Annotated in this window: 11 protein-coding genes and 4 tRNA genes; 1 reads left to right on the top strand and 14 read right to left on the bottom strand. The window is 45.1% G+C overall.

The annotated features are described in order from the left end of the window. Positions 1 to 3: 3 nt before the first annotated feature. The 9 genes from ABD036_RS02695 to miaB all read right to left on the bottom strand — a co-directional run bounded on the left by ABD036_RS02695 (position 4) and on the right by miaB (position 9,214). Positions 4 to 759 carry an SDR family NAD(P)-dependent oxidoreductase gene (locus ABD036_RS02695; protein WP_343856243.1) on the bottom strand — a complete coding sequence of 252 codons (756 nt, stop codon included), beginning with the start codon at positions 757 to 759 and terminating at the stop codon, positions 4 to 6. A gap of 4 nt (positions 760 to 763) precedes the next feature. Continuing rightward, entirely contained in the window at positions 764 to 982 is a 219-nt protein-coding gene (locus ABD036_RS02690) for a hypothetical protein (RefSeq protein WP_343856240.1), read from the bottom strand. Positions 983 to 1,388: 406 nt separating this feature from the next. Beyond that, the gene (locus ABD036_RS02685) at positions 1,389 to 2,369 is read right to left on the bottom strand and encodes a transposase (protein ID WP_343856238.1); all 981 of its coding nucleotides are present in this window, start codon (positions 2,367 to 2,369) and stop codon (positions 1,389 to 1,391) included. A gap of 141 nt (positions 2,370 to 2,510) precedes the next feature. Beyond that, a complete protein-coding gene (locus ABD036_RS02680; protein WP_343856236.1) occupies positions 2,511 to 3,779 on the bottom strand; it encodes a Xaa-Pro dipeptidase in 1,269 nt (422 codons plus the stop codon). Positions 3,780 to 3,846: 67 nt separating this feature from the next. Next, a complete protein-coding gene (lnt, locus tag ABD036_RS02675) occupies positions 3,847 to 5,310 on the bottom strand; it encodes an apolipoprotein N-acyltransferase (RefSeq protein WP_343856233.1) in 1,464 nt (487 codons plus the stop codon). A 51-nt stretch (positions 5,311 to 5,361) separates the two neighbouring features. After that, positions 5,362 to 6,222: a CNNM family magnesium/cobalt transport protein CorC gene (gene corC, locus ABD036_RS02670; protein WP_343856230.1), complete on the bottom strand. Its 861-nt coding sequence runs from the start codon at positions 6,220 to 6,222 to the stop codon at positions 5,362 to 5,364. Between the two features lie 32 nt (positions 6,223 to 6,254). After that, positions 6,255 to 6,713, bottom strand: a complete 459-nt coding sequence (ybeY, locus tag ABD036_RS02665; protein WP_343856227.1) for an rRNA maturation RNase YbeY — start codon at positions 6,711 to 6,713, stop codon at positions 6,255 to 6,257. Beyond that, positions 6,710 to 7,756, bottom strand: a complete 1,047-nt coding sequence (locus ABD036_RS02660) for a PhoH family protein (protein WP_343856224.1) — start codon at positions 7,754 to 7,756, stop codon at positions 6,710 to 6,712. Before ABD036_RS02660 ends, ybeY begins: the two co-directional genes overlap by 4 nt. Positions 7,757 to 7,774: 18 nt before the next feature. Then, positions 7,775 to 9,214 (bottom strand): tRNA (N6-isopentenyl adenosine(37)-C2)-methylthiotransferase MiaB, encoded by a 1,440-nt coding sequence (gene miaB, locus ABD036_RS02655; protein WP_343856223.1) that lies wholly within the window; start codon positions 9,212 to 9,214, stop codon positions 7,775 to 7,777. 231 nt (positions 9,215 to 9,445) lie between these two features. Here miaB and ABD036_RS02650 point away from each other — a divergent pair, with 231 nt between their 5' ends. Continuing rightward, on the top strand, positions 9,446 to 10,606 hold the full coding sequence (locus ABD036_RS02650) for an FAD-dependent oxidoreductase (protein WP_343856221.1): 1,161 nt from the start codon (positions 9,446 to 9,448) through the stop codon (positions 10,604 to 10,606). 42 nt (positions 10,607 to 10,648) lie between these two features. On the opposite strand, the gene ABD036_RS02645 is transcribed toward ABD036_RS02650, so the two are convergent. The 5 genes from ABD036_RS02645 to ABD036_RS02625 all read right to left on the bottom strand — a co-directional run bounded on the left by ABD036_RS02645 (position 10,649) and on the right by ABD036_RS02625 (position 12,620). Beyond that, positions 10,649 to 12,106 (bottom strand): alanine/glycine:cation symporter family protein, encoded by a 1,458-nt coding sequence (locus tag ABD036_RS02645; protein ID WP_343856219.1) that lies wholly within the window; start codon positions 12,104 to 12,106, stop codon positions 10,649 to 10,651. Positions 12,107 to 12,220: 114 nt separating this feature from the next. Beyond that, positions 12,221 to 12,295 (bottom strand) — tRNA-Gln (locus ABD036_RS02640). Positions 12,296 to 12,333: 38 nt separating this feature from the next. Further along, a tRNA-Gln gene (locus ABD036_RS02635) sits at positions 12,334 to 12,408 on the bottom strand. Positions 12,409 to 12,415: 7 nt separating this feature from the next. Then, positions 12,416 to 12,500: transfer RNA gene (locus tag ABD036_RS02630), tRNA-Leu, on the bottom strand. A 43-nt stretch (positions 12,501 to 12,543) separates the two neighbouring features. Then, positions 12,544 to 12,620, bottom strand: a tRNA-Met gene (locus ABD036_RS02625). Positions 12,621 to 12,811: the final 191 nt, after the last annotated feature.

The following is a 12,811-nucleotide window of genomic DNA, read 5'->3' as shown; positions in this document are numbered from 1 at the left end:
GGGCTATTGAGTGGTGTAGCCACCGTCAATAACCTGTAATGAACCCGTAATAAACCCGGCTTGTTCGCTTGCTAAGAAATACGCTAGAGCAGCCACTTCTTCAGGTTGTCCCAAACGTCCCAAGGGTTGCAACGCCGCTTCTTCGGCATGTACTTGCTGTTTATCTGCGCCGCTACGGGCAACATAGTTGTCAATCGCGTGATGGTATAAAGGCGTTTCTATGGTGCCAGGGCAAATCGCATTCGCCCTAATGTTAAAAGAGGCGTAATCGATGGCGGTGGTTTTTGCCATTGACGCCAGTGCCGCTTTAGTTAGGTTGTAAGCAAATGAATTGGGCTTGGCAATCAGCGCCTGATCAGAGGCGATATATAAGATAACGCCAGCACCTTGGGCTTTCATTTGTGGCAATACCGCTTTGGTCACCGTAATAGCGGCATTAACATTAATATCGAATACACGTTTAAAGTCTTCATCGCTGGTTTGCTCAATGGTGCCGGAAAAATGCACCCCTGCATTGGAAACTAAAACATCGAGACGGCCGTACTTTTCAGTTATGTTTGAGATGGCATTCGTCACTGCGGCGCTATCAGTGATATCGCAATTTACATACTCAATATTTTTTGAGCCCTTGCTAACGTTTTGAATATCAAGGTTAATCACCTGGTATTCATGCTGTGAAAAGGATTCGCAGATAGCCGCACCTATACCCAAACTACCGCCGGTAACAACACATACTTTTAAATCTGTTTTGTTTGTCACAAGTTTAGTTTTCCCCAACAGCGGAGGATAGAGACACTGTGCATTGACCAAAGTTTTCGATACTGACGGTGACGTTAGATTTCTCAAAAGTCGCGGCTGCGCTTAGCATAGCGCGACCGAGGCCATCCAGTATTTGTTCGGGGGTGAGAGCCATCTCCTCACAGGAAATTATAATCGCATCCATTAATTGTTGTGACTGCTCGTCGCTAAGTTGTTCTGACATCTAATCTCCTTGTTTTTAAATACAATCCACTGGTGCCTTCGCATTAATTTTTCCGGATAAAGGCAATTTCAATTTTGCAAATAAGGATCAACAAAATAAAGCAGACAGTCATATTTAGCAATGTCGGTTTGCCAAAATAAAGCAGACAGTCATATTTAGAAAACTAATGAAGACACCCATCTTTAAAAACATACAAGTAGGAAAAATAAAGACACCCATCTTCGAATTGTCATCGGATGCTGCTTAGCTTTATAAAATTTATAACGCTTCTTACTCTTAAAACGCGCTTGGTTTGGTTGTTTTTTTTTACTTGGGATGAATACTAAAAATTTGATATTTCTCAAATGGCAGGCAGCCGAACTTAGCTGCATTGAGCCGATGGGGGGTATTTTGGAGTGGATTGTTTCTAGGCGTGTTGCAATAAGGCTCTGGCCTTTGCCATCCCTCGTATGCGTTGATGTTTGGTGTGCTGTTTGAATTGTTGAAGCATCTGTTCATTGCCTACAGCGGTGTAAAAGTGTTGTTCAAACTCGGTCGTTAGGGTTAACCACTGCTCTGCATTAAGACCAAGACTGTTTAGAATGGAGCTGTGTTGCGGCTTGATATGACCTGCTTTATCCTGACGAATACACTTGCCCGTGCTCTCAATCAGCTCACAGTAATCAATTAGGCTATACGCGATACCTTTGGGCATGTCTTTTTTGTGATTGCCTATAAACCGCATTAATGTGCGGGGCTGTTCACCCTTGATAAGCGCATGGATACGCCTTTGAATACTGGTGTGTTTTGAGGTTTCAGGAGTGCTGTCCATGTTGGCTCGAATAGGGTTTAAGTCGACATAGGCCATACAGGCTACTAGCGCACTTTCATCTAACAAGGCTTGAGATTTAAAGCGTCCTTCCCAAAACCGCCCCGTACATTCATCTTCTTTGTTCGCCTCACGGGCGATGTGCTCGTTCAGATTGCGCATCAGCCAACTGATGTCGTATAAGCGTTGACGGTAAATAGTGACCGTTTGCTCCAGACTCACAAGCTCAGCATCACTGAGCGGCTCGCCTTTATGATATTGTTGACTCAGCAAAGTACCTTGATACAACTGGTGCCAACGCCTAATCACCTCAGTCATCGACCAGCTATCCGCGGAGTCTTTATCCACACACAGCACCACATGGGTATGATTACTCATCACCGCATACGCACAAATATCAATGGCGAACACTGACGCTAAAAACAACAAACGTTTCTCTACCCACGCCCGGCGATGTTCAAAGCTTTGTCCAGTGAAAGAATCTTCACCACACAAAAAAGAGCGACGAACACAGCGTGAAACACAATGGTAGTAAGAGGTATCAATTAAACTGATTTGGTTTTTCCGTGGTTGAGGCATAACAGACCATCCTTGGTTGTTTGGTTACCCTAAACTTAGAACAAAATGGCCGTTTCGCCATTTTTAACGTGGGTGTCTTAGTAAAACTAGACGTTAGTTTTGCTATTTTTATAGTGGGTGTCTCAATTGGCCATAAAATGACTATTCATTTTTATACACAACACCGTTTTTCATTACCATTGTGACCGATTCTAAGGTTGAAATGTCGGCCAGAGGATCACCTTTAACGGCAATAATATCGGCCTGCTTACCAACTTCGATACTGCCGATCATGTGTTGTTTGTTGAGTAGGGTCGCCGCGTTGATCGTGGCCGCCTGAAGCGCTTGCATTGCGGTCATACCAAAACGCACCATGCGAGAAAGTTGCTTGGGATTATCACCATGGGGGTAAACACCTGCATCCGAGCCAAATACCATTTTTACGCCGGCTTTCACTGCTTGCGTAAAGCTTTCTCGTTGACGCGCGCCAACCGTCCGTTCTTTATCTAAACTTTCTTGTAAAATTCCGGCTTTCTCACCTTCGCCTAAAATATATTCGGTGGTGTAGATATCCATCGAAAAATAGGTACCGTGCTTTTTAGCCAGCGCGATCGCTTCATCGTCCAGAAAACTAGCGTGTTCAATTGAGCTAACGCCAGCTTTGATCGCTGCTTTGATACCATCATTGCCGTGAGCATGCGCTGCGGTAACCAATCCGCGTAACTTCGCCTCAGCAACTAACGCATCCATCTCTTCTTGCGAATATTGCTGGGCACCCACTTTTGTCCCTTTTGACAGCACTCCGCCAGTGGCACAAAACTTAATAACATCAGCGCCATACTTGATGTTTTCTCGCACTTTCGCCCGAACTTGCCAAGGTCCGTCTGCAACTCCTTGGCCTTTTGCTTGATATTCGACCGGAAGCAAGTTGTTGTCACAATGTCCGCCCGTTATTCCTAGTGAGGGACCTGATACATACATTCTAGGTCCAACTATATCTCCGTCATTTATGGCATCACGCAAAGCCACATCAGCAAATCCTGGAGCACCGACATTTCGTACCGTAGTAACGCCCGCCATTAAGGTGGCTTTGGCACTATTGACCCCATATAAGGCGCTGCGTGGCAGGGAAACGGCTAAGCGTTTGTAGCCATGAAGATTAGCATCGCTAGTAAGATGAACATGCATGTCCATTAATCCAGGAAGCAGGGTTTGACCGGCTAGATCAATATGTTCAGCGTTATTTGGTATCGTGATTTCACCTTGACTGACAACCTTAATGATTTTGTCATTTTCAATCACCACTAACGGGGATTTGATTGTTTTACCGTTTTTGACATCAATTAAATGTGCTGCAGTGAGGTATGTGGTTTTCGCAAAGACAGGTGACTGCATTAGCAATATCAATATGCCGAGTAATAGCGTTTTCATAATAATTCGCCGGTAAATAAAATGAACACCAGATTAAAAGGTTTCAGATGTTTTGCAATACTTAACCCTAAGTTTGGGTTTTTGGCTTAAATCTGCGATAAAGATTAAACAGCACATATGCGAAGGTCAGCAACCATAAAGGTCCATCGCCAATCAATCTATAAGGCGTATTGCCTTTCGTGGGGGAGATATCAGCGCTGAGCACGCCCGCTTCGAATTGCGGTAATCGACTTATGATATTGCCTTGATGATCGATAAATGCGGTGATCCCATTGTTTGTGGCTCTAAGTACCGGCACGGCAAATTCTTTAGCTCTAGCTCTGGCGATCTCAAGGTGTTGATCAGGACCATGTGAGCCGCCAAACCATGCGTCATTACTCACAGTAATAATGAAATCAGTGTCTTTTGTTAAGTTGGCGGCAATTTGCCGAGGAAACGCTATTTCGAAACATATTGCTGGCGCTAGCGACACCCCATTGGCGATCAAATTGGCTTGCAGATAGTTACCTCGGGTAAACGAAGACATAGGTAAATCGAATATCGGACCGAGCTTACGCAACCAATCTTCGAAAGGAACAAATTCGCCAAACGGCAACAAATGGTGTTTGTCATATCGATTTGCATGTAAGTAACTATAATGACCTTCAACGTCTTCGATGTGACGCTTGCCCAGTACAATTAAATTATTGAATGCCTGACGACTGTTGAAATTATAATTAACGATGCCGGTAATTAAACCGGTGTCAGCTTGTGCTGCTTTTTGGTCAAGGTTTTGCAAAAAGGATTCTGCAGTTGACTCTAATTGGGGGACGGCGGCTTCCGGCCATATAATCAAATGATTATGCCAGTGTTGATCCGTCATACGTTGGTACTTTTGCATGGTTGGCAGTTGTTGTTCTGGCGCCCAGCGTAATTCCTGCTTGATATTTCCTTGCACCATTGCAATCGAAATGGGTTGCTTAGATACGCTGACCCACTGCTGCATGCTGAGTACCCAACCCCCTACAAAGGTAGTGATCGCGATAATCAGTGGCGCAGTTAAATTTTTGCGCATAACGCCAAGCGCCATGGACATAGACAGCGCAATTAACAGCGCACTGACACCTGTTTCGCCAATTAATGGCATCCAGCCAGCCAATGGACTGTCGATCTGGCTATAACCTAAAGACAGCCAAGGAAAGCCAGTAAACAGCCAGCTTCGTATCCACTCGATCAAAAACCACAGCAAAGGCGCAGCCAATAACCAATTTCGCACAGGCATATAGCGTTTCAGCAACCAGCAAAATGTGGCTGGAAATAACGCTAAATAACTGCACAGCAAAAACATCAGCGTCAATGAGCCTGCTAACGGAATGCCGCCAAAATCGGCGATACTCACGTGGACCCATGAAATGCCCGCGCCAAACCAACCCAGGCCGAAGGCAAAGCCAATTTTAAACGGAGAGGAGGAGTGAGTTAAAAGTACAAAAAAAGCGCTGACTGCCAGCGGCAGGATCAGCCAAAGAGAAAACGGTGCATAACTGAAGGTCAACAATGCACCGCATATCAGGCTAATAAAATAATGTACTGAGGTTTTCAGAGCCTAATCGTCCTTATTAGGAAGTGTCACTTTGAGCTGTACCAATCGACGTTTGTCAGAGTTAGTAATTTTAAACGCCAATCCATCTATTTCGATTTCATCATCCGTCATTGGCATGTGTCCAAAGGCTTTAAGCACTATTCCGCCTATGGTGTCAGCTTGCTCAACATCGTATTGGGTTTCGAAAAATTGATTAAAATCCTCGATAGGAGTGAGTGCTTTGACCGAATAGGTATAGGTGTTTAACGGTCTGATATCATCTGACTCGTTATCATCTTTGTCGTGCTCATCTTCTATTTCGCCGACAATGATCTCTAAGATGTCTTCAATAGTGACCAACCCTGACACACCGCCATATTCATCAACCACTATGGCCATGTGATAGCGTTGTTGACGAAATTCTTTGAGCAGCACATCCACACGTTTACTCTCTGGCACGATCACGGCCGGACGCAACACGTCTTTTAAATGAAATTCTTTGCCTGGGATAAAGGCATAGGACAACAAATCTTTGGCTAACAAAATGCCTTCGATATGATCTTTGTCTTCATTGATTACCGGGAAACGGGAGTGAGCTGAATCTAGCATAACCGGCAGAAACTCTTCTACCGACTGATCAATATTGATGGTGATCATTTGGGCGCGGGGGATCATAATATCCCGCACTTTCATTTCATTGACACCCATTACGCCTTCAATCATTTCCCGCGTTTGTGGGTCAATGATTTCTCTTTGTTCAGCATCGGTGATAATACTGACTAAGGCTTCTTTGTTTTTCGGTTCTCCGTTAAAGGTCTGGACTAGTTTATCTAGCCAGCTCTTACTCGAAGAACCGCTTGTAGAGTAGGGATTGTCGTCGCTCATAATTTGTCTTTTTGGTTCCGTCAGTAGTAGTTTTAATGATCTTGATAGGGGTCGTCAATGCCTAATTTTGACAAAAGGCGAACTTCAAGCTGCTCCATGGCGTCAGCATCTTGATCGTTTTCGTGGTCATAGCCCAATAAATGTAAGGTGCCATGAATAACCATGTGCGCCCAATGATGATGTGGTTTTTTGTTTTGTTGATGTGCTTCAGTTCTTACTACATCGGCACAGATGACTAAATCGCCCAGTAAATCAATGGTCACTCCAGGGGGAGCTTCAAAGGGAAAGGAAAGCACATTAGTCGGCTTATCTTTACCTCTGTATTGGTGATTTAAAGCCTGACTCTCGGATTCATTGACGACACGTATGGTGACTTCTTGAGAGCCTGATTGGGTTTCTTCAAGGGCAATATCTAACCATGTCTGAAAGTCACCTTCAGTTGGCAAGTCTAGGTCTTCGACAGCGAGTTGTAGATCTAACAGGGCACTCACTTGTGGGGATTTTCCCGCAACTGATTATTTTTAGCTTCAAGCGCTTTTTCTGCTTTGACTTTTTCCTGTTCAGCTTCAAATTCTTCATAAGCTCTTACAATACGGGCAACCACCGGATGACGTACCACATCGTTTGCATTAAAAAAGTTGAAGGAAATATCCTGCACATCTTTTAGCACTTCAATGGTATGACGTAAGCCTGAACGTACGCCACGGGGCAAATCAATTTGAGTGATGTCACCCGTGATTACGGCGCGAGAGTTAAAGCCTATACGGGTCAGGAACATCTTCATTTGTTCTACTGTGGTATTTTGGCTCTCATCAAGAATTATAAAGGCGTCATTTAAGGTACGTCCGCGCATGTAAGCAAGCGGTGCGACTTCAATCACGTTGCGTTCAATTAATTTTTCGACTTTTTCAAAACCGAGCATTTCAAACAGGGCGTCATATAACGGTCTTAAATAAGGGTCCACCTTTTGCGATAGATCGCCCGGCAAAAATCCCAGCTTTTCACCCGCTTCTACCGCGGGGCGGGTTAACAATATACGGCGAATTTCTTGACGCTCAAGCGCATCCACCGCGCACGCTACTGCTAAGTATGTTTTGCCCGTTCCCGCAGGGCCCACACCAAAACTAATATCGTGGTTAACAATATTAGACACATATTGGCTTTGATTTGGATTGCGCGGCTTTATCACACCGCGCTTGGTTTTAATGTGAACTTCTTTGCCATAGTGACCCGCTTCAGCACGTTCTAAGCATTTCGCTTCTTGAATGGCTAAATGTACCTGTTCCGGCGCCAATATGGGAACTTTGCCTTTAACGGGCTGGGTTTCAATATATAAAAGTTTGAGTAATTCAGCTGCGCCGCTGGACTGTGACGGATCCCCTAACACTTTAAAATCGTTGTTGCGATAGGTGATCTCAACCCCTAAACGGCGTTCGATCTGCTTAATATTGTCATCAAGTGGCCCACATAGGCTGGAAAGCCGTTTAATGTCAGAGGGCTCTAAAGAAACTTCATTACTTACTAGGGTACTCAAAATAGATATTTACCTTTATTAATTAACCGCAGCGGGGTTGAATGTGGTTACCCCTAATTCGTTTGTCTGCGGAGCATGTTTGGTCAAAATAGATTGTGGCGTAACGCTCACTCTTAATCCCATATCGGCTTCTCTGCGAACAGCTTTACCGCGCAAGGAATTCGCAAATACATCCGTGATAAGGACATCAACAAATTCACCGATCATATCGGGCGTGCCTTCGAAATTGACCACTCGATTGTTTTCAGTACGACCGGATAACTCCATTGGATTTTTCTTAGATGGTCCTTCTACTAAAATCCGTTGTTCGGTATTAAGCATATTACGAGCCACACGCAATGCTTGTTGATTGATCCGGTTTTGTAGCAATTGTAAGCGTTGCTTTTTAGTTTGCTCGGTTACGTCATCTGGCAAATCTGCAGCAGGAGTTCCTGGGCGCGCGCTGTAGATGAAACTAAAACTCATATCAAAATCAACAGCCTGGATTAAATCCATGGTGGCTTCAAAGTCCTCATCAGACTCGCCAGGGAAGCCGATGATAAAATCAGAGGACATGCACAAGTTAGGACGCACTTTTTTCAAGCGACGGATTTTCGATTTGTACTCAATTGCTGTGTGTCCCCGTTTCATTAAATTCAAAATACGGTCCGAGCCACTTTGTACTGGCAAATGCAGGTGATCAACGAGCTCTGGAATGGATGCATAGGCATCAATTAGATCGTCGGTAAATTCCACCGGATGAGAGGTGGTATAGCGAATGCGGTCAATACCATCGATAGAAGCTATCATTTCCAGCAATTCGGCGAAATTACAAATACTACCATCATACTGTGGACCTCTGAATGCATTTACATTCTGGCCTAAAAGATTGACTTCACGTACACCTTGCTCGGCAAGTTGCGCGACCTCTAAAAGAACATCATCGACCGGTCGACTAACTTCTTCACCTCGGGTGTAAGGAACAACACAGAAACTACAGTACTTTGAGCACCCTTCCATGATTGACACAAAGGCAGATGGGCCATCGGCTCTTGGCTCAGGTAAACGGTCGAACTTCTCGATTTCGGGGAAACTCACATCAACCACCGACTTTTTACCACCTTGGATTTGGTTGATCATTTCCGGCAAGCGATGCAGGGTTTGAGGACCAAAAATCACGTCGACAAAAGGCGCGCGCTGGCGAATGGTTTCACCTTCTTGTGAGGCCACACAACCGCCAACCCCGATGATAAGTTCAGGTTTGTCTTTCTTGAGGTTTTTCCAACGACCGAGTTGGTGGAATACTTTTTCTTGCGCTTTTTCACGAATAGAACAGGTGTTAAGCAGGATCACGTCAGCATCTTCGGCCTCTTCAGCCAATTCGTAACCATGGGTGGAATCCAGCAGATCAGCCATCTTTTCTGAATCATACTCATTCATCTGGCAGCCCCAGGTTTTTATATATAACTTCTTGCTCATATGACGTTTTTAAACCCTGTTAACAAATCATGTACCATTCGTAGTTGAATGAACTACAAAAACTCAATCGAACCGCTGATTTTAACGGTTTTTGCCTTTACACACCAGCATTCTTGTACGAAAACCTCACACATCTGAAGATGCATTGAATAAAGTTAAAAAAGACTGATGTTAAGCTGCGTTTTTAAGTATGATTTAATGCACCAGATTCAATAGCTTGTGGATATTTTCATGTTTGATGTGTGTGTAGTGGGGGGCGGCATGATCGGCGCGGCGACTGCCGTGGGTTTAGCCCAGCAAGGCCGCAGTGTCGCATTGTTGGAAACTCACCTGCCACCAGCTTACTCGTCGGAGCAACCTCCGGATATGCGCGTTTCGGCATTGAATTTATTTACCCAATCGTTGCTGCAACAGTTAAATGCTTGGCAATTTATTGAGAGCAAACGGCTGTGCCCCTTCAAGCGCATGTCGGTTTGGGAAAACGAAAATGCCGCTACGCATTTTTCGGCTGATGAAGTGAATGCGCCCTATTTAGGTCATATCGTCGAGAACCGATTGGTGCAATTAGCCCTGCTGGAACAAGTCGCATTACTAGATAAGGTGACTTTGTTCGAACAAAAGCAGGTATCCCGTATTGATATGCATGATTCGGTGTCATTGACATTGGAAGGCGGCGAAATCGTCCAGTGCAAGTTGCTTGTGGGTGCCGATGGCGGTTTGTCGAGAACGCGCCAACAATTGCACATAGGCACGCAAGGTTGGCAGTATCAGCAACACGCTTTGGGCATTAACATTCAGATGCAGGATAGGGTGCAGCAAGATATTACCTGGCAAGCATTTCGCTCTTCAGGTCCATTAGCGTTTTTACCGTTATTTGATGGTTATGCATCCTTAGTGTGGTATGACTCAGCAGATACGATATCAGCTCTGAAAAAACTGAATAACAGCAAACTCAAGGCAGCAATAAAGGCCAATTTCCCTGCTCATCTAGGTGATTTTGATATTCTCAAGAGCGTGAGTTTTCCGCTAACGCGGATGCACGCAAATCAATATGTGAAAGGTAATGCGGTGTTGATTGGCGATGCCGCACATACCATTAATCCTTTGGCCGGGCAGGGGGTTAATCTTGGCTTTAAGGATGTGGCCGCGCTGCTCGATGCGGTGCAATCATGGAATGGCGAGCCTGCACAACTGCATAGCTGCTTAGCGAGTTATGAGCGAAAAAGGCGCAACCAAAATTTGTTGATGATGAGCGCTATGGATGGGATTTATACGGTGTTTAGCAACGATATTGGTCCCTTGAAGTTACTACGTAATATGGGGCTGGCTATGGCGGATAAAGCCGGTCCTATCAAACGTCAGGTAATTAAGTATGCCATGGGTATCAACTAACGCTAACCCTATGGCATACTTTATCTGTCCTATGCAGTGGACTTATTTATCCCAAATTCCCTTTTCACTTTCACCTTGGATCTCACAATCACCGGTCTGATATTCAGGTAATTCACCTTGTTTGCGCTTGTTAAAATAGTCCTGACTGATGGACACGATAGTGGGGGTCATCCAAACAATGGCAATTATGTTGATCACCGTCATCAATCCCAGCGCCATATCGGCTAATGCCCATACTTTGGGCAGCGATGCCATCGATCCCCAAAGTATCATGAGTAAGTAGCCGACAGTGTAACAACCCCGACCAATTTTATTGTCGAGTTTGAACATGTGCAGGTTACTTTCACCGTAGGCGTAATTAGCAACCACTGATGTAAAGGCAAATAAACTGATGGCCGCGGCAACAAAATCACCGCCAAAATCGCCTAAGTGACTGCTCATTGCCGTTTGGGTAAGGCGAATTCCTTCCATTTGGTCGCTTGAAGAGCCGCCAGCGAGTAAAATGACCACAGCGGTACAGGTACATAAAATCATGGTATCAATGAACACTCCAAGCATCTGCACATAACCTTGAGATACTGGGTGATTTGGGTTAGGTGTGGCACTTGCCGCGGCATGGGGCACGCTGCCTGAACCGGCTTCGTTAGAATATAAACCGCGCTGAATACCATTTTTGATTGCTGCACCTAAAGCACCGGCGCCCGCTTCTTGGAGTCCAAAGGCTGAGGTAATAATGTCATACAACAACGCCGGCACCACATCGAAATTGATGATAGTAATAACCAATGCCACTGCCACATAGGTCACCGCCATAAAGGGCACTATCCATTCGGCGAAACGAGCGATAGCGCGCAAACCGCCAACTACGATCAAGCCAGCCAGTACAATAATGACCAATCCCGAATTGAAAGTAGGGATGTTATACGCATGATTTAACGCATCGGTAATGGTATTGGCTTGCACGGCACTGAAGATGAAGCCGTAACCTAAAAATAAGCACAACGAAAATAAAATGGCCAGCCAGCGCTTATTCAACCCTTGTTGAATATAATAAGCTGGGCCACCACGATACTCACCATTAACGTCACGTACTTTATAAAGTTGTCCTAATACGCTTTCAGCAAAACCGGTGGCCATGCCAAGCAGCGCAATCATCCACATCCAGAAAATCGCACCTGAGCCGCCTAACGATATCGCCACAGCAACACCGGCTAAGTTACCCGTTCCCACACGGGCAGACAAACTGGTACACAATGCACCAAATGAACTGATCCCTGAGGCATCACTGCCAAAACTGTTTTTCATGATGCCAAACATATGGCCAAAATGACGAAACTGTAAAAAGCCTAAGCGAAAGGTGAACCAAAAACCGGCAAACACCAACATCACCGCTAATACAGGCAGGTGAAAGCTATCTGGGGACGCTTCACTTTCCCAAAAGACACTCAAGCCTCGATTCCAAAGTAAGTCGTTGATGAAATTTACAATGTCGTTAATCACGCAGTCTTCCAGCAAAGTTTTGATTTAGTTTCAACAGTTTGAATGGATTGCTTGAGTATGTAAAGTCTGAAAAGAAGGCAAAAAAAAGCCCGAGAACAATCTCGGGCCGGTATATGGCTGGGGTAGCTGGATTTGAACCAACGAATGGCGGGATCAAAACCCGCTGCCTTACCGCTTGGCTATACCCCAAGGGGCAACAAGTGCAAATGCACTTGTTACGAAAAAAATGGCTGGGGTAGCTGGATTTGAACCAACGAATGGCGGGATCAAAACCCGCTGCCTTACCGCTTGGCTATACCCCAACAAAAATGGTGCGGAAGGAGAGACTTGAACTCTCACGCCGTGAAGCACTGGAACCTAAATCCAGCGTGTCTACCAATTCCACCACTTCCGCATGCTTTTTTGTCGTACAAAAAGCGTCTTGTCTTTCAACAAGATGGTGGCTACGGCGGGACTCGAACCTGCGACCCCATCATTATGAGTGATGTGCTCTAACCAGCTGAGCTACGTAGCCACGTATTTTTGGGCACTCCGCTTTGGAGTGGCGCGTATTATGCTGATTAGGGGTAGGGTCGTCAACCCTTTTTTCGAACCTATTATTCGTTTGCTTAGATAGTGAGCAAAGCCATTAACCTCAACGCCTAAGGTTGTTTACAAAACCCACAATTTGCACCTTTTTAAGCCAACATTTAGCAAATTAGTTGC

It is taken from the genome of Aliiglaciecola litoralis (assembly GCF_039523355.1).
Lineage (GTDB): Bacteria > Pseudomonadota > Gammaproteobacteria > Enterobacterales > Alteromonadaceae > Aliiglaciecola > Aliiglaciecola litoralis.
This window is presented reverse-complemented; position numbering and strand designations above follow the sequence as displayed.